Raw genomic sequence first — 19,376 nt, forward strand, 5'->3', positions numbered from 1 at the left:
CTCCACGCGCGGCAGGCGTCCGATGGGGCTGTCCACCGCCGGCACGTCACCGGCCACGCGGCGGATGATCCAGTCGACGACGCGGGAGTTGTCGCCGAACCCGGGCCAGAGGAACCGGCCGTCCGCTCCGCGACGGAACCAGTTCACCTGGAAGATGCGCGGCGCGCGGTCGAAGCGCAGGCCCCGGCCGACCTTGAGCCAGTGACCGAAGTAGTCGGCCATGTTGTAGCCGCAGAACGGCAGCATCGCGAACGGGTCGCGGCGCAGCTCGCCGACCGTGCCCTCGGCCGCCGCCGTGCGCTCGGAGGAGATGTTCGAGCCGAGGAAGACGCCGTGCGTCCAGTCGGTGGCCTCGACTACGAGCGGCACGTTGCTCGCGCGGCGTCCGCCGAAGAGGATGACGTCGAGCGGCACGGCCTCCTCCCAGTCCTCGGAGATCTGCGGGCACTGAGCCGCCGACACCGTGAAGAGCGCGAGTTGGGGTGCGCCGCGGGACGACCGGAGTCGGGCGTCCAGTCGTTGCCCTCCCAGTCGATGAGGTTCGCGGGCGGCCTCGTCGGTCAGGGCCCTCCCACCACACGTCGCCGTCGGGGCGGAGCGCGACGTTGGTGAAGATCGTGTTGCACCCACAGCGTCTCGACCGCGGTGACGTTGGTCGACTCACCCGTTCCGGGCGCGACGCCGAAGAAGCCGGCCTCGGGGGGTTGATGGCCCACAGGCGGCCGTCCTCGCCGGGACGGATCCAGGCGATGTCGTCGCCGAGGTCTCGACCTTCCAGCCCGGGATCGTCGGGCGGAGCATCGCGAGGTTCGTCTTGCCGCAGGCCGAAGGGAAGGCCGCAGCCACGTGGTAGGCCTTGCCCTGCGGGTCGATCACGCGGATGAGGAGCATGTGCTCGGCGAGCCAGCCCTCATCACGCGCGATCACCGAGGCGATGCGCAGCGCGAAGCACTTCTTCGCCAGGATGGCGTTGCCACCGTAGCCCGAGCCGTACGAGTAGACCTCGAGCGTCTCCGGGAAGTGCACGATGTACTTGTCGTCGTTGCAGGGCCACTCGACGTCCGGTTCGCCGGCCCCTCCAGCGGAGCACCGACGGAGTGCACCGTCTTGACCCACGGCGCGCCCTCGGCGATCTGGGCGGGTGACCTCGTCGCCCACGCGGGTCATGATGCCGATCGATGCGACGGCGTAGGCGCTGTCGGTGATCTGCACGCCGATGTGCGACAGGGGGTCCGCCGACGCGACCCATCGAGAACGGCACGACGTACATCGTGCGGCCGCGCATCGAGCCCTCGAAGATCTCGTCCATCTTCGCGTGCATCTCTTCCGGGTCGGCCCAGTTGTTGGTGGGCCCGGCGTCCTCCTCGCGCTCCGAGGCGATGAAGGTGCGGGCTTCGGTGCGGGCGACGTCGCTGGGGTGCGAGCGCGCCAGGTACGAGCCGGGGCGCCACTCGGGGTTCAGCTTGATGAGCTTGCCCTCGTCGACGAGTCCGCGCAGCAGCCAGTCGTTCTCGGCGCGCGAGCCGTCCACCCAGTGCACGGCGTCCGGCTGCGTGAGCGCGCGGATCTCTTCCACCCAGGCGGCGAGCTCGGCCATTGCGGGGGTGTCGTAGGAAGGGGGCGGTGCCGAACGTGCGCGTCGGGGCGACAGGGGACGTGCGAGGGGTGAGGACTTCGGCCATGGCCATGACTGCTCCTTCGAAGTGTGGGGCGTTGCTTCCATCTTCTTCGCCCTTGACGCGGACTTTCGGCCAAACCGAACGATAAGAATCGCTGTTCTTTCGCTAGACTCAAACAATGGCGTCCTCCGGCATCCACCTCACGACCCTCGGCCACCGCATCCGGCACCGCCGCCTGGAGAAGGGGTACACCCTCGACGAGCTCGGCGCCCCTCGTCGGCGTCGCCGGCTCCCAGCTCAGCCTCATCGAGAACGGCAAGCGCGAGCCCAAGCTCTCCCTCCTCCAGGCGATCGCCCAGGCCACCGGCACCGAAGTGACCGACCTCATCTCCGGCGAGCCGCCGAACCGGCGTGCCGCTCTGGAGATCGAGCTGGAGCGGGCCCAGGAGAGCCCGGTGTTCCGTCAGCTCGGTGTCTCCCCGGTCCGCGTCACGAAGGGCATGAGCGACGAGACCATCGAGTCCATCCTCGGCCTCCACCGCGAGCTGCAGCGCCGCGAGCGCGAGGCCATCGCCACCCCGGAGGAGGCCCGCCGCGCCAACACGGAGCTGCGACTGCGGATGCGCGCGCAGAACAACTACCTCCCGGACATCGAGAAGCTCGCGGAGAAGCAGCTCAAGGCCGCCGGCCATTCGCAGGGCGCTCTGACCCACCGCACCGTGAGCATCATGGCCGAGAAGCTCGGCTTCGAACTCATCTACGTCAACGATCTGCCGCACTCGACGCGCTCGGTCACCGATCTCGAGAACGGCCGCATCTACCTGCCCCCCGCCTCGATCCCCGGTGGACACGGCCTGCGGTCGATGGCACTGCAGGCCATGGCGCATCGACTGCTCGGGCACACCCCGCCGACGGACTACGCCGACTTCCTGCAGCAGCGGTTGGAGATCAACTACTTCGCCGCGTGCTGCCTGATGCCGGAGACCGCCGCGGTGGCCTTCCTGCAGCAGGCGAAGAAGGACCGCAACCTCGCGGTGGAGGACTTCCGCGACGGGTTCGGCGTGACGCACGAAGCGGCCGGCATGCGCATGACGAACCTGCTCACGCAGCACCTCGGCATGTCGCTGCACTTCCTGCGCGTCGACTCGACCGGAGCCATCACTCGCGTCTACGAGAACGACGACCTGCCCCTGCCGATGGACGTGACGGGAGCGGTGGAGGGGCAGCGCGTGTGCCGGAAGTTCCAGGCCCGCTCCGCCTTCACGGAGCAGAACCGCACCGTCGAGCACCACCAGTACACGGACACCCCGTCCGGCACGTTCTGGTGCTCCACGCAGACCGGGTCGTCGAGCGAGGGCGAGTTCTCCGTCACGGTCGGCGTGCCGTTCGACGACGCCCGGTGGTGGCGGGGACGCGAGACGAACGACAGGGCGGTGTCGACCTGCCCCGACGAGGCGTGCTGCCGCCGCCCGTCGGCCGAGCTCACGGAGCGCTGAAGGGACGGGCGTGGCCGAGCGCCCGCGTGCACACCCCACATGTTCTCGCCGCTCCCCCGCGGCATGTTCCCCGGCGTGGACGACAACGAGGTCTACAACTTCCTCGGCCGCCACGCGAGTGAGTGACCCGCCGACCCACCCCCTTGCGTCCACCCCGGCCCGTTACGCGCTGCCGTAGGGGGCCGGGAGGCACGGAAAGGGGTGGGTCGACGAGGGGCTCAGGCGATGAAGGCCGCGAAGCGGGCGAGTGCGGCGGTGACGGCGGCGGGGTCCTCGGGGGGCTCGAAGAGAGTCGGAGGGGTGGTGTGCGCGGCGGCGGCGTGGGTCCAGCAGCCGATCACGCGGCCGTGCTCCACCACGGTCGCCCGGACCATCCCGTTCTTCCCCGGCCCGACGGCGGCGAGGTATTCCGGAGCGCACACGACGGTGCGGTCGGCATAAGAGATGTAGTACTCGTCGAAGGCACCGAGGGCGAACACGGACGGCCGGCCCGCCGCGCGCCGGGGCGGGGGTGCTCCCGACGAAGACCCCCTCCTCGACCTCGGTCACCCGGGGTGGCCGCCCGCTCCGCCGCCTCCCGGGACCGCCCGAGCGTCAGCCCCGACCACCACGCGAAGTCCGCGACCCCGGCGGGCCCGTGCCCCTCGACATAGCGGACGAACAGCTCGGCCAGCGGGTCGTCCGGGCGGGCGTGGTCGCGGATGTGGTCCGCCGCGAGCACGAACCGCTGCTCCCGCGTGATGCCCTCCCGCGGCACGACCGGCCCCTGCACGAGCACGCGGAGACTGTCATCGCGAACAGCAGGTGGATGCCGCGCTGCCCCGATGGGTCGATGCCGATGCCCTCGAGCACCGCGAAGATCTCGCTCCGGGTGAGCCGCCGTCACGGAGCCGCGGCGTGAGCTCCCGGACGACCGCGTCGATCATGGCGTCGTCGATGCCGAGCTGCCGCTGTCGGGAGGCCGCCTGCTGCTGCTGTCGCGCGGCCGTGACCTCCAGCACCCACCCGAGATCCCGCGCGGGGATCGTGTGGAGCGTCCCCCCGCATGGTCCAGGCCCGGACGAGGTCCCCGCGGTCGAACGCGGCATCGACGTCGCGGAGGCGTACGTCGCCCTTCGTCCGCACAGCCAGCGCCCACCGTCCGGCCGTGAAGTCCTGGCTCTGCACCGCGAGCAGCCGCGCCGCCGCCCCCGCCACGTCCGCCTCCGGCGCCGTCAGCCCCTGCCACCGCAGCCGCTCCTCCCGCCACTGTGAGGTCTTCATGCCCCTCATCATGCCGCGACCCACCCCCTTTCGCGTGCCCCGGCCCCGTGCGTGCGGACGCAGGGGGCCGGGTCGAGCGGAAGGGGTGGGTCGACGGGAGAGGTCAGAGGGTGACTTCGCGGCGGGTGGGGAGGACGACGGGGTGCGAACCCGCCATGGTCTCCAGCACCCGGATGACCTGGCAGGAGTATCCGAACTCGTTGTCGTACCAGACGTAGAGGATGAGGGTGTCCTCGTCGGCGATCGTGGCCAGACCGTCGACGATGCCGGCGCGGTGCGAGCCGACGAAGTCCGTCGAGACCACCTCGGGGCTCTCCACGTAGTCAATCTGCTGACGGAGCTTCGAGTGCAGCGAGACACGACGCAGGTAGTCGTTGACCTGATCCTTGGTGGCGGGGCGCTCCAGCGTGAGGTGCAGGACCGCGAGCGAGACATCCGGCGTGGGGACGCGGATCGCGCTGCCCGTGAGCCGTCCCTCGAGCTGGGGCAGGGCCTTGGCCACGGCCTTCGCCGCGCCCGGTCTCGGTGATCACCATGTTCAGCACGGCGGAGCGGCCGCGACGGTCGCCCTTGTGGAAGTTGTCGATGAGGTTCTGGTCGTTCGTGAACGAGTGCACGGTCTCGACGTGGCCTTTCACCACACCGAAGGCCTCGTCGATCGCGGCGAGCACCGGGGTGATGGCGTTGGTCGTGCACGACGCCGCGGAGACGATGCGGTCCTCGTCGGTGATCGTGTCGTCATTGATGCCCTGCACGATGTTCTTCAGCGGGCCCTTACCGGGGGCGGTCAGCAGCACGCGGGCGACGCCCTTCGCACGGAGGTGCTGGGAGAGTCCGGCCTCGTCGCGCCAGCGGCCCGTGTTGTCGACGACGATCGCGTCATCGATGCCGTAGGCGGTGTAGTCGACCGCCGCCGGGTCGTCGGAGTAGATGACCTGGATGCGCGTGCCGTTCGCGATGATCTGCTCGGCCTCTTCATCCACCGTGACCGAGCCCGCGAAGCGGCCGTGCACCGAGTCGCGCAGCAGCAGCGACGCGCGCTTGACGAGGTCGTTCTCGGAGCCGCGGCGCACGACGATGGCGCGGAGCCGGAGTCCGCTCCCGCCGCCGGTGTGCGCGATGAGGATGCGGGCCAGCAGCCGGCCGATGCGCCCGAAGCCGTAGAGCACCACGTCGGTCGGCGGCGCCGGGACCGCGCCGACGGCCGGGGCCAGGGTCTCGGCCAGGTACTCCTCCAGCGGGCGGCCGCTCTCCGCATGCCCCTCCACGAGGCGGGCCACGTCGATCGACGAGGCGCCGGGGGCGAGAGCGTGGATGCCTTCGAGCACCGCCAGGCTGTCCTCGACCTCGAGGCGCTCGTGGCCGAGCTGGGCCACGCGCTCGTGCACCTCGACGAGGCCGGTGGCCGAGAGGCCGAGCAGGCGGTGGCCGTGCAGCGAGGTGACCACGTCGCGCTCGCGCTTGAGAGCCCCGATGAGCGGGATCATCCGCTCCGCCAGCTCTTCGCTCGCCGTCCATTCGTCGCGGTGTGCCGCGGAATCGTTCATCTGCGTCCTTGCATGTGTGAGCGCGCGCCGAGGTCGCCGGCGCGCGCGAGGTTGCCGGGGTGTTCGGGGGATGACTCCAGGGTACAAGCCGCGGAACCGCGCGCCGAATCGGTCGGCGCGGGACATCCCGAGTGCGCGAGTTTTACGTCTACACTGGTGGAATAATGAGCAGCGCACTCCTCGGCGACGACGCCGACCTCCTCCTCCGCGGTGGCCGCATCCACACCTTCGACGCCACCGATTCCGTCGCCACCGCGATCGCCGTCCGCGACGGGATGATCGTCGCCACCGATGCCGCGGCCGAAGCCCTCCCAGCCCGCGAGATCGTGCAGCTCGACGGCCGCACCGCGATCCCCGGCCTCAACGACGCGCACCTCCACGCCGCGTGGCTGGGCGCACGCTGGCCGCACCTCTTCTTCTCCGACACCCCGCCCGAGGAGCAGCCGACCGGCCGCCTCGTGACCACGGCCGGTGAGCGACGCAGCGCCCTGCGCCGCGCCTGGGCTCTGCTCGCGGAGCTCGGCATCACGAGCTACACGGAGCCGGGCATCGGCCCCGGGGAGGACGACGGGGAGACCGGCTGCTTCGGCACCGACATGCTCGAGTCGTATGTGGAGCTGCACCGCGAGGGGGCCCAGACCTCGCGCGTCACGCTGCTGCGCCTGTTCGGGACGATCGACGGAGAGAGCTCCCTAAAGGACTTCGCCGCCGGACTCCCGGTGCCGCCGCCGACGACCGACCCGCGCTGGCTCGCGATCCCCGGCGTGAAGATCTTCGCCGACGGCATCCCGCCGATGGCCACCGCATGGACGTCCGACCCGTACCCCGACGGGACGACCGGGCACCTGCTCACCCGCGGCGACGCCGATCCGCTCAGCGCCTTCCAGCAGATGATCGCCCTGGCCGCCGGTCGCGGACTCCAGATCGCCGTGCACGCCACCGGCGATCGCTCGATCGAAGAGTTCCTCACCGCACTGGAACGCGCCGGCGAGACTCCCCCGCCGCCGGCACCCCACCACGTCGTGCACGGCGACCTCGCGACGCCGGCGCAGATCCGCCGCGCGGAGCGTCTCGGCGTCGGGTTCGCCGTGCAGCCCCTCATCGCCGCGCACACGCACTCCTGGGCGGCCGTGCAGCTCGGAGAGGCCCGGGTCGCCGCCGCCTGGCCGCTGGCCGAGATGCTCTGCTCGGGGGCGCTGACCACCGTGACCAGCGACGCGCCGATCGCCACGCCGGACTGGCGACCCAGCCTCGACGCCTCCCTCGCCCTCCTCGCCGCCGACGGTCGAGCGGACGACGCCGCGACTCGGCGCCGGCTGCTGCGCACCATGACGGCGGACGCCGCGATCCAGGACGGTGCCGCGACCTGGAAGGGAACCCTCGAACTCGGCAGGGTCGCGGACGTCACGGTGCTCGACGAGGATCCGTGCACCCCGGGGCGCCCGTTCGCCGCCCTCCAGGTCGAGCGGACGATCGTCGACGGTCGCACGGTGTTCACCCGGGACTGACCACCCGCGCCCACGAAAACGGCGGGCGGCATGTTCACGCATGCCGCCCGCCTCTGATCCCCCTCGGACCAGTCTCGGACCGCGGTCGTCAGACCGCGGTGGCCAGGAGCACGCGCGGGCTCCCCGGCAGGGCGACGGTGTCGCGCACCGCCCACCCGGCATCCGACAGCCAACCGCGCACCTCGGACTCGGGGTACACCACGGTGCCGTCGATCACGAGATACTCCCCCGCGTGCAGGGCATCCAGGGCGCGCTGCTCGTCGTCGTCGTCGAGGAAGAAGTCGAGCACCGTCAGCGTCGCCCCGTCGGCCGCCGCCGCACGGAGTCGGCGGAAGATCTGCGCGTTCTCCTCCGCGGAGAACCGGTGGATGACGTGGTTGGCGAACACCGCGTCGTACGCGCCCTCGGGAGCCGTGGTCGCCGTGTCCCCGACCTCGATGGCGACCCGGTCGGCGACGCCCGCCGCCGCGACCGCCTCGGCCACGCCGTCCTCGAACCCGGGAGCGTAGACGAAGGTCGTGTGCAGCTGCGGGTTGCGTGCCATGACGGCGAGGGCGAACTCGGCGGACAGACCGCCGAAATCGAGGGCCTTCGTCGCGCCGGCGAGGTCGACGAGCCGGCCGAACTCCTGCGCGTGCAGGCGGTTGTACGTCATGACGCCGGCCATGAACGTGCCCCACCGCGCGTCGTCCATCTGCAGGTCGCCCGGTTGGGTGGTGTCCACCGTGTGGGCGAACTGCAGCCAGTGCGGGTAGCTGATCTCGTCGAGGAAGGTGAGGAAGGGGGCGAGGTCGATCACCGCGTCCTCCCCGGTGAGGTAGGCGGACGCGTCGGGGGCCAGCGCGTAGCGCCCCTCGGTGCGGACGAGGAGACCCTTCGCGGCGAGGGCGTCGGCGAGCAGCCGGGCGATCCGCTCGCTGACCCCGCAGCGCTCGGCGATCGCCACGGCCGTGTCGGCGCCGGCGGCGACGGCGGCGAACAGACCGATGCGGCTGGCCTGGAAGAGCTGCTTCGCGGCCATGTAGCCGGTGGCGATGTCGAGGATGCGGGCGGCGTCGGGAGTGGGGGTGTCGGGAGTGGGGGTGTCGGTCATGGCGGATGCCTTTCGATATGTCTACGAATGTTGGAAATAAAGGACAGGAGGGGGCTGGGCGTCGATCGGGCGGGTCAGTCCGCGAGGAACCCGCGCACAGCGTCGCGGAACGCGGCGGTGTGCAGCGCCGCGAGATGATCCCCGGGGACGCGTCGCACCCGGACGTCGAGCAGCCGCGCGGCGAGCTCGTCGATGCCCGCGGCCATCGGGTCATCGGTACCGCCCAGGAGCAGCACGGGCATCGCCGGGGCAGCAGCCTCGGGCGCGAACGGCTCGGTCGCGAGCCCCTCGATGAGGTCGAGCAGATCGTCCGGGCGGTTCCCGGGCAGGCTCACCATGTGCACGATCATCCCGGACAGCGGATCGACGGGAGCCGGTCCGCCGGCGATCGCGGCCCGAGCGGCGGAGAGGTCGACGAGCGCGAAGGGCTCCCCCGCACTGAGGCCGCCGAGCACGAGACGCCGCACCGCGACACCCGGGTGCCGGGCGAGGTCCCACGCGAGCCGGGCACCGAGCGAGTAGCCGACGAGGTCGACCTCGTCCGGGCCGATCGCTGCGGCGAGCGCGTCGAGCACCGCGGAGGTCGGCACGGCTCCGAGCCCGGGGGCGTCGCCGTGCGCCGGCAGGTCGAGGACGCGGCGCGGTCGGTCGCCGAGCACCGCCGCCCACTCGCTCTCCGGCCAGTCCTGCGTGCCGCGCGAGGCGAGGCCGTGCAAGAACACCACGGGTCGTTCAGGGGGAAGGGTCATGACGGGCCGTCCTCTCGGGACCGGCCCCTCGCCCTCAGCGCAGCCGCGCGAGGAACCGGTCGATGTAGTTCTCGTAGTCGGCGATGCGGTCGCCGTCCGGGTACATGAGGTTGATGACCGTCGCCCCGACCGCCGCGGAGATGTACTCGTCGGCGAGCGGGCCGTAGTCCTGATCGCGGATCGATCCCTCGTCGCGGGCCGCCTCCATGCGCGCGATGAGCGAGGATCGCCACGAACCCAGGTGTCCGCGGTAGAGCTCGGCCAGCGACTCGTTCGCCATCGCGTACTCCCAGAGCGCCAGGAGCACCCGGCCCGCGGCGATCTGCTCCGGGTCGCGCGGCACGGTGGCCTGCAGGAAGCCCCGCAGCGCGTCGTCCGCCGCCACCGGTTCCTGCCCCGCGGCCTCCACGCCCTCGGACATCTGCTGCAGGATCGTCTCGAACGTCGCCGCGACGATGCTCTCCTTCCCGGGGAAGTAGTGCTTCAGCGCGCCGTTCGCGAAGCCCGCCTCCGCGGCGATGCTGCGCATGGTCGCCGCCTCGAACCCACCCTTCAGGATGATGCTCTTGGCCACCTCGACGATGTCCCGTCGCCGCTGGTCGTGGTCGATGATCTTCGGCATGGCGTCCTTCCGGCCGAGTCCGGGGTGTGGCGTGTTCCGGCCTGGAGCTACCGTACCGCCGCATCGGGCACCTCCCGCAGAGCGAGCCATTGCGCCCGGCGTTCCCGCTGCGCCACCGGGTCGGCGACGGGTGAGGCCAGTCGCAGGCGCTCGGCGTACGGGTGACGCGGCGCGCGGGTGACCTGCTCGCCGTCCCCGATCTCCACGATCTCCCCCCGGTACATCACGGCGACCCGGTGACAGACCCGCCGGACGACGCCGAGGTCGTGCGAGACGAAGAGGTAGGCCACGCCGGTGTCGCGCTGCAACTCGATGAAGAGGTCGAGGATGGTCGCCTGCGTGGTGAGGTCGAGTGCACTGACCGGCTCGTCGCACACGATCAGCCGGGGTCCGCGGACCAGGGCGCGGGCGATCGCGATGCGCTGCCGCTGCCCGCCGGAGAACTCGCTCGGATACCGGTCCATGCTCGTGGAAGGCAGCCGCACGCGGTCGAGCATGTCGCGCACGCGCGTGTCGGCTGCCTTCGCTCCGATGCCCGTCGTCAGCAGCGGCTCGGCGAGGATGTCGCCGATGGTCAGTGCCGGGTTGAGGGAACCGTACGGGTCCTGGAACACGACCTGCACATCATCGGCGAGTTCCCGTCGGGCCTTGCGGCCGAGGCCGCCGATGTCCCGGCCGTCGAAGCGGATGCGGCCCGCGGTCACCGGGGCGAGGCCGAGGATGGCCTTGCCGAGGGTCGACTTTCCCGATCCGGACTCGCCGACCAGGCCGAGGCACTCACCGGGGGCGATGTCGAGGGAGACGCCGTGCAGCGCGCGGAAGGCGTGTCTTCCGCGGCCGTACTCGACCACGAGGTCGTCGACCTGCAGCAGGGGGTTCACCGGAACGGCGTTCATGCGGGGACCTCCGTCCGGCGGCTGTCGAGCGCGGCGCGCCCTTCGGCATCATCGAGCGACGCGGCGATGAGCTCGCGCGTGTACTCCTGGGTGGGCGCGGCGAAAAGCTCGTCCACGGGCCCCGACTCCACGATGTCGCCGCCGCGCATGACGATCACGCGGTCGCAGATGTCGGCGACGACGCCGAAATTGTGCGTCACGATGAGCAGCGCCATCCCGTACTCGGCCTGCAGCTCCCGCAGCAGCTCGAGCACCTCGGCCTGCACGGTGACGTCGAGGGCGGTGGTGGGCTCGTCCGCCACGAGGAGCGACGGTCGACCGGCGATCGCGCCGGCGATGAGCACGCGCTGGGCCATGCCGCCGGACACCTGATGCGGGTAGCTGCGCATCACGCGATCGGGATCGGACAGCCCGACCCGCAGGAGCACCTCCCGCGCGCGCTGCCGGGCGGCGGCCTTCGCGAGCCCGTGCGTCCGGCGCAGCGGCTCGATGAGCTGATGCCCGATCGTGTACGAGGGGTCGAGGTTGCTCATCGGCTCCTGCGGCACGTACCCGATCGTGCGTCCGAGCAGGGCCTGGCGCTCCTTCGGCGTCGCGTGGGTGACCTCCGCGCCGCCGACCCAGATCGCGTCGGCGGTCGCCCGGCCGGTCGCGGGGAGCAGGTCGAGCACCGAGAACACTGTCTGCGACTTGCCCGACCCGGACTCGCCGACGATCCCGACGACCTCGCCTGGCGCGACGTCGAGGGTCACGCCATGCACGACCTCGGTCTCCCCCGTCGGCGTCGCGTGGACGACGTGCAGGTTCTCGACGCGGAGGGCCGACGCCGGCGCCTCGTGGCGGACGCTGCCCGTGGCGGGAGCCGCGGCGACCTCGTCGCCGGTCTCGAGCACACCGCGCCGCCGCCGTCGGGCCGCCCGCGGCGTGCGCACCTGCACGAGCTCGGCGAGCGTGGAGCCCATGATCGCGAGGACGGCGATCGTGAGACCGAGCGCGGCGGAGGGCCACAGGAGCATGAGGGGGTAGGTGAGCATGAGCCGGAAGCCCTCGAGCATCATCGCGCCCCAGCTCGGCACGTTCGAGTCGCCGATGCCGAGGAACTGGAGCCCCGCCTGAATGCCCATCGCGATGCCGGCCGTGAGCGCGGTCTGGATGATGACGGGCGGGTAGACGGCCGTGATGACGTGCCGGAAGATGATGCGCGCGTCCGACAGGCCCGACACGCGGGCGGCGTCGATGTACGCCTCGCCGCGGACGGCGAGCGTCTGCGACCGCGCGATGCGGAAGTACCCCGGCACCATGAAGACACCGACGGTGACCATCAGCAGCTCGAAGTTGTTGCGGCTGCCGGCGGCGACCACGAGGAGGATGATCATCCCGGGGATCGACTGGAGGGCGTCGCTGATCCAGGTCGCGACCCGGTCGAAGACGCCGCCGAAGTACCCGGCTGCGACACCCGACGGGACCCCGACGACGAGCGCGGTGACGATCGTGATGAGCGCACCCCACAGTGTCGTCCTCGTCCCGTAGATGAGGCGGCTGAGGATGTCGCGGCCGGTGGAGTCGCCGCCGAGCAGGTGCTCCGGCGAGGGCGGGGCCTTGGCTGCCGCGAGGTCGACGAGGTTCGGGTCCATCGGCGCCAGCAACGGCGCGAACACCCCGACGAGCACGATGAGCACGAAGATCGCGAGCGGGATGTAGCCGCCGGGGTGACGGAGGAAGCGTCGAAACAGGCTCGACCGGCGCTTCTGGGCGGCCCGGTCGAAGGCGACGCGGATGTCTGTCGTGGTCATGCGACGCGCACCTTCGGGTTGATCCAGCCGAGCACGAGGTCGAGCAGGAGGTTGATGAGGACGACGAAGACGATGGAGACCACCGTGATCCCGAGCAGCATCGGGATGTCGCCGTTCTGCGACGACTGGTTCGTGAGCTGCCCCAGACCGGGGAGGCTGAAGATCTGCTCCACCACGATCGCCCCGGAGAGCAGGCCCACGAACATCAGGGCGATCACCGTGAGCGCGGCGGGCGAGGCGTTGCGGAGGATGTGCAGGTTCACCCGGGCGGCGGACAGGCCGCGGCTGCGGAGGGTGCGCACCCAGTCCTGGCGGCTCTGGGCGATCACGGCATTGCGCAGCTGCTCCGACACGGCGACGATGCCGCCCAGGGCGAGGGAGATCGCCGGCAGCGTGATCGAGCGCAGCCAGCCTTCGACGGACTGCGTCGGCGGGACGTAGCCCACGGCGGGGAACCACTTGAGTTGCACCGCCAGCCACATCACCAGGACCAGGCTCACCCAGAACCCGGGAAGTGCGAAGAGGACGACGGAGATCCCCTTGATGATGCGGTCGAACCAGGTGCCGGGGCGGAGTCCGGTGATCATGCCGAAGGCGACGCCGATGACCGCCGTGATGAGGGTCGCGAGGGTCACGACGGAGAGAGTGACGGGGACCTTCACCGCGAGCTGCGCGCCGACCGGCTGGAAGTTGCGCCACGAGACGCCGAAGTCGAGCAGGACCGCGTGGGAGAACCAGTCCCAGAACTGGACGATCAGGGGGCGGTCGAGTCCGATCTTCGCCGCCAGCGCCTCTTGCTGCGCGGGACTCGCCGTGGTCCCGAGGAGCGAGGCGGTCGGGTCGCTGATCGCGAGGTGGGCGAGGAAGAACGTGCCGATCGAGACCGCGACGAGCAGGAGGATGCCGGACAGCACCCGCTTCGCCGTGAAGAGGAGCATGGGGGCCTCTCGAGGGTGAGGAGGAGGGAAGGGGTGCCGGGGCGGCCGCGTGGCGACCGCCCCGGCGGGCGTTCAGCCCTGCGTGATGTACCGCAGCGTCGGGAACATCATCCCCACGACGGGCTGCAGCTGGATGCCGGGCGCCGTGTAGTAGATGTTGTTCGCCTGGTACCAGACCGACCACCAGGCCTGGTCGACGAGGGCCTCGTTGAGCTCCTTGATGGCGGCGGTCTGCGCGTCGCCGCGCTCCGTCTGCACCTTCTCGACGAGCGGGGCGATGACCTCGTTCTTCGCGTAGTCGGGCTCCGGGTTGAACCACTGCACGCTCGTCAGCTGCCGGGAGACGGTGGCCACGTCGTTGCCGTCCATCGCGAGGAAGGAGATGAACATCGGGTAGTTCGGGGCGTTGAGCTGGTAGTCCGGCATCTGCATGTTGTCCCAGGTGACGGTGATGCCGAGCTCGTTGAGGGCCTGCTCGGCCGACGGCTTCCACATCTCGAAGATCGGGGACATCGGCATCGAGATGTCGAAGCCGTCCGGGTAGCCGGCGTCGGCCAGGAGCTCCTTCGCCTTATCCATGTTGAACGCGTAGGCATCGTTGAGCTCGGGGTCGTTGATGTCGCCGCCGTCGGGGAAGACCTGGTTGGTGGCCACGCCCGCACCGCTGCCGACCGCCGCGAGGACGGCCGCACCGTCGAACGCGTAGTTCAGCGCCTGGCGGACCTCGAGCGTGCCGAGGGGCTCGCTCTTCGCGCCGGTGTGGTCGGTGATGACGAGGCCCGCCCACCCGGAGACGCGCTGGGCGGTGTTCCAGCCCTGCTGCTCGGCCTGGTCGAGGTTGGCCACGTCGCCGTACTGCACGTTGATCTGTCCGCTGAGCATCGCGTTGTGCCGGGCGGTCGCGTCGGTGATCGGGTAGATCGCGAGTTCGGCGAACGGGTACGTCTTCGCGTCCCAGTGGTCCTCGGTCTTGGTGAAGTGGTACTCGGCGCCCGCGACGCTGGTGTCGCTGTCGAGCACGTACGGGCCGGAGCCGATCGGGTCGCTGCCGACCGTGCCCGCCTCGATGGACGCCGGGGGCATGACGTAGCTGCGGCCGAGGCCCATCAGGTAGAGGATCGTGTCGTCGCGCTGCGTAAGGGCGATGCGGACGGTGTCGTCATCGACCTTCTCGAAGCCCTTCGCCTTGACGTAGGCCTCACCGGACCGGGCGCCGGCCTTGAGGTACTCGAGGCTCGCGACGACGGCGTCGGCGTCGACCGGGGTGCCGTCGCTGAACACGGCGTCGGTGCGGATGTCGAGGTCGATGCTGAGGTCGTCGTCGGCCACGGTCCACTTCGTCGCGAGCGACGGGATCGGGGTGCCGTCGCTGTCGAGGGCGATGAGGGCGTCGTACACCGCGGACAGGTAGGGGCCGTCGAAGCCGATGTCGGCGAGGGACGGGTCCCACGAGGTGACGTCGAGGAAGTTGCCGATGTTGAGGGCGTCGGGGCCTTCGGCGCCACCGCCCTCGGACGGCGAGGGCGTTCCGCCGCCGCTGCAGCCGGCGAGCGCGAGGGTCGCGGCGACGGCGGCGGCGACCGCGAGGGGCATTCGTTTCATGGTTCCTTCTCTCGGGTGCAGGGGGTGGTGAAGAAGGTTCGAAGAGCCGCTGACCGGAGACCGGGACCGACGCCACTTCGATGTGTCGTGCTGGTTAGTCTACATGCGTGGAAAAAGAGCGCAAGCGCGTTTCGCCCTCTGGCCGCGCGGACCGATGCCTCAGCGCGCACCCGCCTTGCTCCCCCGCGCACACCCCGGCGCATCCCGTACCCCACCCGCCCGCACCCCGCGGGTGCAGGTGCGGGTACCGGGATCAATAACGCACCCCTGCCCTCCCCGCGCGGCCCACTTCTGATCCCGCCACTGCGCCCACCCGTCCGACCGGATCAGAAACACCCCTCGGCGACGCCTTTTCGGCACCCTTCTCATCCCGCACCGGGGTGAACGACGGCGCGAACGGGCCACACTGCCGCTCCCGAGGGCCACCGCACCCCTTCCCGGGATCAAGAACGCACCTCCCACCCGGATCCGAGGAGCACTTCTGATCCGGAGCGTGCGCGGGGCACTTCCGATCCAGCACGGAGGCGAGGAGCGCTTACGATCTGCTGCGAACACGAGGAGCACTTCTGATCCGGGGCTCCGGAGAGCGGTCCGGTCGCGCACGAGCGGCGGGCCCGGCGACCGCCACACAGCCGCCACCAGAAGCGGGATCAGAATCGGCCGCACGCCCTCCCTACTCGGCGCGTTCTCGAATCGGCACGCAGAACGTCACGTCCTGCGGGATCAGAAACGTGCCCGTGGGGCGCGCGCGAGGTGCGGAACTGATCCCGCGCCCGGAGTGGGACGCGGGGGCGGAGTGGGACGCGGGCCAAGCGAGTGCGGGATCAGGAACGTGCCTGCTGGGCGCCTGCGAGGTGCGGAACTGATCCCGCACGCGGAGTGGGACGCGGGGGCGGAGCGAGGCGGGATCAGGAACGTGCCTGCGGGGCGCGCGGGAGGTGCGGAAGTGATCCCGGAGACCGGCGGCCGGGGGCGGGGCGGACGCCGGGGGCGGGGCGGACGCCGGGGAAGCCGTGGGAGATACGAAAGGTCACCAGGTGCCGTCGGGGCGGACGGCGTGGTCGACGCGGCAGTCGGCGAGGGCGGCGCGGACCTCGGCGCCGTAGTCTCGGGCGAGGGCGAGGGCGGCGTGGTTGTCCTCGAGCTGCGCGACGCGAGAGGCACCGAAGAGTACGTTGGCCGTCGCGGGGTTCGCCAGACAGAAGGCGATGCCGAGGGCAGCCGGCGTCACCCCGAACTCCCCCGCGACCCGCGCGACCTGGGGGTACACGGCGAGGATCCGCTCACGGATACCCCCGACATCGGCACCGATCTTGCGCTGGGGCATCCATCCCGTGGCGAGGATTCCGCCCTCGAACACGTCGGAGGCCTGCAGCGCGAGGGTTCCGTCGGCGAACAGGGGTCCATAGGCGTCGCCCTCCGCCATGGCCCGGCGCGCGATGCCGTACTTGAGCTGCGCGAACGCGGGGCCGACCGCCCCCTGAGCGGTTGCCTCGGCGAGCGCCGCCCCGGTGTCCGCGATCCGCCAGTTGTTGATCCCCCACGAGTCGACCAGGTCGTCGGCGATGAGGGCGTTCACGTCGGCGACGAGTCGCGGCATGTCCGGGGCGTCGAGGTAGTCCCCCACCACGAGGGTGTCGAAGCGGTCGAGGCCGGCCCGCTCGAGCGACTCCTCGATCTGCCCGCGGAAGCCCTGGTGCGGCCAGTCCCAGAGCCAGAGCTTGCCGCAGAGCACGACGTCGACACGGTCCACCCCGCTCGCCCGGAAGGCCTCTCCGAAGAGGATGTCGGTCCGGGAGTTCTCGGCATGCGGCCCCATGTTGTAGTACGCGATGTCGAAGAATCCGGCATCGAGGTCGACCGCCCGCTGGATGAGCTGCACGGCATCGTCGAAGCCCATGCGGTCCCAGGTGTTCCACGATCCGAGGGCGAGCGGCGGCACCGTCGCACCCCGAGGAGACAGCGGCTTGCGGGGGTATGTCACATCGGGCATGAGGGCTCCTTCGCCGTCTCGGGGCACGGGGTTGCGTTTTTCTATGTTTGTAGAATATAACGGAGGAATCCCATCGGAACACCGTCAGTGAGGACGACCATGACCGCTTCCCCGCGCCGCATCCTCGTCACCGGAGGAGCCTCCGGGCTCGGCCGCGGCATCGCCAGCGCCTTCCGCGCCGCCGGGGACGAGGTGTTCCTCGGCGATGTGAACCTCGAGGCCGCCCGGGCCGTCGCCGCCGAGATCGGCGCCACCGCCCTCCCCCTCGACATCGCCGACGAGGGCGCGGTCACCACCGCCGCCGCGCAGCTCGCGGACGCCGGCGGGCTCGACGTCCTCGTCAACAACGCCGGCGTCGTCGCCGGCGGAGGCACACTCCAGGAGGTCGCGGTCGACGCGGTCGACGCGGCCCTGCGCGTCAACGTCCGCGGCACGTTCCTCATGCTGCGGGTCTTCGGCGGGCTGCTCGCGGCCGCCGGCCACGGGGCCATCGTCAACATCTCCTCCATCGGCGCCCGGCAGCCCACCCCGGGCCTCGGACACTACGAGGCCACGAAGGCCGCGGTCGACGCGCTCACCCGGACGGCCGCCATCGAGCTCGCCAGCTCCGGGGTGCGCGTCAACGCCGTCGCCCCCGGTCCCGTGCTCACGCCCCTGACCGCCGACTTCGCCTCGAACCCCGATGCCCGCGCCGCCTGGGAATCGCGCATCCCGCTCGGCACCATCGCCGAGGTCGACCAGGTCACCCCGCTCGTGCTCTTCCTCGCGAGCGAGGCCGCCAGCCACATCACCGGGGTCTCGGTCCCCGTCGACGGCGGCCAGCTCCTGGTCTGATCCCCGTCCCCCTCCGTGCGGGATCGATTCCGCCCCTCCCTGGCACCGCGGAGGACCGTTTTCGATCCCGCCACCCGCCCCGCGACTGGAGAACCATGACCCTCCCCACCACCACCCGCGCCGCGGTGCTCACCGCGCACGGCGAGCCGCTTACCCTGCAAGAGCTTCCGCTGCCCACCGAGATCGAACCCGGCGCCGCCCTCGTCCGCATCGCCTGCACGACGCTGTGCGGCACGGACATCGAGATCTGGGAGGGGAAGATGTCGTTCCCCGGCATGCTGCCCATGGTCCTCGGTCACGAGATGGTCGGCGAGATCGTGGCCACCGGGCCGGACACCCGCGACGCGCTCGGCCGCCCGCTCTCCCCCGGCGACCGGATCGGCTGGTCGGAGTCCACCTGCGGCGAGTGCCACGGCTGCGTCGTGCTGCGCGAGCCGGTCGCGTGCTCCCGCCGCGGCTACGGCTTCCTCCAGCGCGCCGACGTTCCGCCGTTCGCGACGGCCGGGCTCTCCGAGTACGCGTACGTGACCCGGGTGCCGCCACGCTCCTGCTCCCGGCGACCGTCAAAGGACACCTGGGCCTCCATGGCGGGCTGCGCCGCGAAGACCGTCCTCCGCGCGTTCGAGCGGGCCGGCCGGATCCGTCCCGGCTCCCGCGTGGTGGTGCAGGGCTCCGGCGCCCTCGGCATCTTCGCCACCGCAGTCGCGAGGATCGCGGGTGCCGGGCAGGTCATCACCGTCGGCGCACCCGCGGCTCGTCTGGAGCTCGCCGCCCGCTTCGGCGCCGACGCCGTCGTGGACTTCCGCGACGGGCCCGTCGTCGACCAGGTCCTGGCGCTCACCGGAGGCGAGGGGGCGGACCACGTGTTCGACTTCGCCGGAGCCCCGAGCGTCGGCCCGGACGCCGTCGGCATGGCCGCCCAACGCGGCACCGTGGCGATCGTGGGCTCGACCGGTCCGGCCGGAGACGGCTTCGCCCTCAGCACGATCATGGGCAAGGAGCTCACGGTCGTCGGCTCGCTCAACGGCGACATCTCCGACTACGCCCGTGCGATCGACTTCTTCATGGCGTTCGCCGACCGCTTCCCCTGGGACGACCTGTTCAGCGCCCCGGTCGGGCTCGCCGACGCCTCCGCGAAGATCGCCCACATGCACCACCTCGATGAGGTCAAGGCCGTCATCGACCCGAGCCTCTGAGGAGCACCATGACCACTCCCCTCCCCCTCCGCGAGATCGGCCGCAGCGGCCTGCACGCCTCCCTGTTCTCCCTCGGCTCCTGGCACACCTACGACCGCATGGACTTCGCCGACGCGGTGGCGCTCCTCCGCGAGGCCACCGACCGCGGCGTGAACCTCTTCGACGTGGGCGTGTACTCCGCGCCTGGCGCCCCGCCCGTCTTCACCGACGTGATCTTCTCGGCGATG

General features: G+C 71.2%; 16 protein-coding genes and 5 pseudogenes. 6 read left to right on the top strand and 15 right to left on the bottom strand.

Annotation, left to right across the window (positions count from 1 at the left end):
* The 3 genes and pseudogenes from AB1285_RS18400 to AB1285_RS18410 form a co-directional block, all read right to left on the bottom strand.
* The coding region (locus AB1285_RS18400) for a phosphoenolpyruvate carboxykinase domain-containing protein (RefSeq protein ID WP_429977612.1) at nucleotides 1-462 on the bottom strand (462 nt) is incomplete at its 3' end.
* A gap of 154 nt (nucleotides 463-616) precedes the next feature.
* Nucleotides 617-1,167: pseudogene (locus AB1285_RS18405) on the bottom strand (phosphoenolpyruvate carboxykinase domain-containing protein); the annotation flags it as partial.
* Between the two features lie 121 nt (nucleotides 1,168-1,288).
* Nucleotides 1,289-1,723 (bottom strand): annotated as a pseudogene (locus tag AB1285_RS18410) (hypothetical protein); the annotation flags it as partial.
* A 74-nt stretch (nucleotides 1,724-1,797) separates the two neighbouring features.
* Between AB1285_RS18410 and AB1285_RS18415 the strand changes: the two are divergent.
* Nucleotides 1,798-3,241, top strand: a pseudogene (locus tag AB1285_RS18415) (helix-turn-helix domain-containing protein).
* Nucleotides 3,242-3,333: 92 nt separating this feature from the next.
* On the opposite strand, the gene AB1285_RS18420 reads toward AB1285_RS18415, so the two are convergent.
* Nucleotides 3,334-3,561 (bottom strand): DNA glycosylase AlkZ-like family protein, encoded by a 228-nt coding sequence (locus tag AB1285_RS18420; protein ID WP_429977615.1) that lies wholly within the window; start codon nucleotides 3,559-3,561, stop codon nucleotides 3,334-3,336.
* The gene (locus AB1285_RS18425) at nucleotides 3,453-3,872 is read right to left on the bottom strand and encodes a DNA glycosylase AlkZ-like family protein (RefSeq protein WP_429977616.1); all 420 of its coding nucleotides are present in this window, start codon (nucleotides 3,870-3,872) and stop codon (nucleotides 3,453-3,455) included. Before AB1285_RS18425 ends, AB1285_RS18420 begins: the two co-directional genes overlap by 109 nt.
* On the opposite strand from AB1285_RS18425, the gene AB1285_RS18430 reads away from it, so the two are divergent.
* Nucleotides 3,753-4,016 (top strand): hypothetical protein, encoded by a 264-nt coding sequence (locus AB1285_RS18430; protein ID WP_429977617.1) that lies wholly within the window; start codon nucleotides 3,753-3,755, stop codon nucleotides 4,014-4,016. The genes AB1285_RS18425 and AB1285_RS18430 overlap by 120 nt on opposite strands.
* On the opposite strand, the gene AB1285_RS18435 is transcribed toward AB1285_RS18430, so the two are convergent.
* Both AB1285_RS18435 and AB1285_RS18440 read right to left on the bottom strand, forming a co-directional pair.
* Nucleotides 3,998-4,378: a DNA glycosylase AlkZ-like family protein gene (locus tag AB1285_RS18435; RefSeq protein WP_429977613.1), complete on the bottom strand. Its 381-nt coding sequence runs from the start codon at nucleotides 4,376-4,378 to the stop codon at nucleotides 3,998-4,000. The genes AB1285_RS18430 and AB1285_RS18435 overlap by 19 nt on opposite strands.
* 103 nt (nucleotides 4,379-4,481) lie before the next feature.
* A pseudogene (locus tag AB1285_RS18440) lies at nucleotides 4,482-5,925 on the bottom strand (glyceraldehyde-3-phosphate dehydrogenase).
* Between the two features lie 164 nt (nucleotides 5,926-6,089).
* On the opposite strand from AB1285_RS18440, the gene AB1285_RS18445 reads away from it, so the two are divergent.
* Entirely contained in the window at nucleotides 6,090-7,433 is a 1,344-nt protein-coding gene (locus AB1285_RS18445) for an amidohydrolase family protein (RefSeq protein WP_292793963.1), read from the top strand.
* 88 nt (nucleotides 7,434-7,521) lie between these two features.
* Here the strand turns inward: AB1285_RS18445 and AB1285_RS18450 are convergent, their stop codons facing one another.
* The 8 genes from AB1285_RS18450 to AB1285_RS18485 all read right to left on the bottom strand — a co-directional run bounded on the left by AB1285_RS18450 (nucleotide 7,522) and on the right by AB1285_RS18485 (nucleotide 17,119).
* Complete coding sequence (locus AB1285_RS18450; RefSeq protein ID WP_292793960.1) at nucleotides 7,522-8,526, bottom strand: methyltransferase family protein; 1,005 nt, start codon at nucleotides 8,524-8,526, stop codon at nucleotides 7,522-7,524.
* A gap of 74 nt (nucleotides 8,527-8,600) precedes the next feature.
* The gene (locus AB1285_RS18455; protein ID WP_292793957.1) at nucleotides 8,601-9,275 is read right to left on the bottom strand and encodes an alpha/beta fold hydrolase; all 675 of its coding nucleotides are present in this window, start codon (nucleotides 9,273-9,275) and stop codon (nucleotides 8,601-8,603) included.
* A gap of 34 nt (nucleotides 9,276-9,309) precedes the next feature.
* Nucleotides 9,310-9,897: a TetR/AcrR family transcriptional regulator gene (locus tag AB1285_RS18460; protein WP_101846902.1), complete on the bottom strand. Its 588-nt coding sequence runs from the start codon at nucleotides 9,895-9,897 to the stop codon at nucleotides 9,310-9,312.
* 47 nt (nucleotides 9,898-9,944) lie between these two features.
* Nucleotides 9,945-10,793, bottom strand: coding sequence for an ATP-binding cassette domain-containing protein (locus AB1285_RS18465; protein WP_292793949.1), 849 nt, complete (start codon nucleotides 10,791-10,793; stop codon nucleotides 9,945-9,947).
* A complete protein-coding gene (locus AB1285_RS18470) occupies nucleotides 10,790-12,586 on the bottom strand; it encodes a dipeptide/oligopeptide/nickel ABC transporter permease/ATP-binding protein (RefSeq protein ID WP_370428660.1) in 1,797 nt (598 codons plus the stop codon). Before AB1285_RS18470 ends, AB1285_RS18465 begins: the two co-directional genes overlap by 4 nt.
* Complete coding sequence (locus tag AB1285_RS18475) at nucleotides 12,583-13,524, bottom strand: ABC transporter permease (protein WP_247642057.1); 942 nt, start codon at nucleotides 13,522-13,524, stop codon at nucleotides 12,583-12,585. Before AB1285_RS18475 ends, AB1285_RS18470 begins: the two co-directional genes overlap by 4 nt.
* A gap of 72 nt (nucleotides 13,525-13,596) precedes the next feature.
* Nucleotides 13,597-15,126 carry an ABC transporter substrate-binding protein gene (locus AB1285_RS18480; RefSeq protein ID WP_292793943.1) on the bottom strand — a complete coding sequence of 510 codons (1,530 nt, stop codon included), beginning with the start codon at nucleotides 15,124-15,126 and terminating at the stop codon, nucleotides 13,597-13,599.
* Nucleotides 15,127-16,156: 1,030 nt separating this feature from the next.
* Nucleotides 16,157-17,119 (bottom strand): aldo/keto reductase, encoded by a 963-nt coding sequence (locus AB1285_RS18485; protein WP_292793940.1) that lies wholly within the window; start codon nucleotides 17,117-17,119, stop codon nucleotides 16,157-16,159.
* A gap of 99 nt (nucleotides 17,120-17,218) precedes the next feature.
* Here AB1285_RS18485 and AB1285_RS18490 point away from each other — a divergent pair, with 99 nt between their 5' ends.
* The 3 genes and pseudogenes from AB1285_RS18490 to AB1285_RS18500 form a co-directional block, all read left to right on the top strand.
* Nucleotides 17,219-17,953: an SDR family NAD(P)-dependent oxidoreductase gene (locus tag AB1285_RS18490; protein ID WP_268777110.1), complete on the top strand. Its 735-nt coding sequence runs from the start codon at nucleotides 17,219-17,221 to the stop codon at nucleotides 17,951-17,953.
* A gap of 95 nt (nucleotides 17,954-18,048) precedes the next feature.
* Nucleotides 18,049-19,149, top strand: a complete 1,101-nt coding sequence (locus AB1285_RS18495) for a zinc-binding dehydrogenase (RefSeq protein WP_429977614.1) — start codon at nucleotides 18,049-18,051, stop codon at nucleotides 19,147-19,149.
* Between the two features lie 8 nt (nucleotides 19,150-19,157).
* Nucleotides 19,158-19,376: pseudogene (locus AB1285_RS18500) on the top strand (aldo/keto reductase); the annotation flags it as partial.

The sequence above is a fragment of the Microbacterium sp. NRRL B-14842 genome, from assembly GCF_050470785.1.

What these genes read in the sequence shown, in the direction of transcription:
- AB1285_RS18435 (WP_429977613.1), bottom strand. Translation starts at nt 4,378, where the DNA reads ATGAAGACCTCACAGTGGCGGGAGGAGCGGCTGCGGTGGCAGGGGCTG.
- AB1285_RS18445 (WP_292793963.1), top strand. Translation starts at nt 6,090, where the DNA reads ATGAGCAGCGCACTCCTCGGCGACGACGCCGACCTCCTCCTCCGCGGT.
- AB1285_RS18450 (WP_292793960.1), bottom strand. Translation starts at nt 8,526, where the DNA reads ATGACCGACACCCCCACTCCCGACACCCCCACTCCCGACGCCGCCCGC.
- AB1285_RS18455 (WP_292793957.1), bottom strand. Translation starts at nt 9,275, where the DNA reads ATGACCCTTCCCCCTGAACGACCCGTGGTGTTCTTGCACGGCCTCGCC.
- AB1285_RS18460 (WP_101846902.1), bottom strand. Translation starts at nt 9,897, where the DNA reads ATGCCGAAGATCATCGACCACGACCAGCGGCGACGGGACATCGTCGAG.
- AB1285_RS18465 (WP_292793949.1), bottom strand. Translation starts at nt 10,793, where the DNA reads ATGAACGCCGTTCCGGTGAACCCCCTGCTGCAGGTCGACGACCTCGTG.
- AB1285_RS18470 (WP_370428660.1), bottom strand. Translation starts at nt 12,586, where the DNA reads ATGACCACGACAGACATCCGCGTCGCCTTCGACCGGGCCGCCCAGAAG.
- AB1285_RS18475 (WP_247642057.1), bottom strand. Translation starts at nt 13,524, where the DNA reads ATGCTCCTCTTCACGGCGAAGCGGGTGCTGTCCGGCATCCTCCTGCTC.
- AB1285_RS18480 (WP_292793943.1), bottom strand. Translation starts at nt 15,126, where the DNA reads ATGAAACGAATGCCCCTCGCGGTCGCCGCCGCCGTCGCCGCGACCCTC.
- AB1285_RS18485 (WP_292793940.1), bottom strand. Translation starts at nt 17,119, where the DNA reads ATGCCCGATGTGACATACCCCCGCAAGCCGCTGTCTCCTCGGGGTGCG.
- AB1285_RS18490 (WP_268777110.1), top strand. Translation starts at nt 17,219, where the DNA reads ATGACCGCTTCCCCGCGCCGCATCCTCGTCACCGGAGGAGCCTCCGGG.
- AB1285_RS18495 (WP_429977614.1), top strand. Translation starts at nt 18,049, where the DNA reads ATGACCCTCCCCACCACCACCCGCGCCGCGGTGCTCACCGCGCACGGC.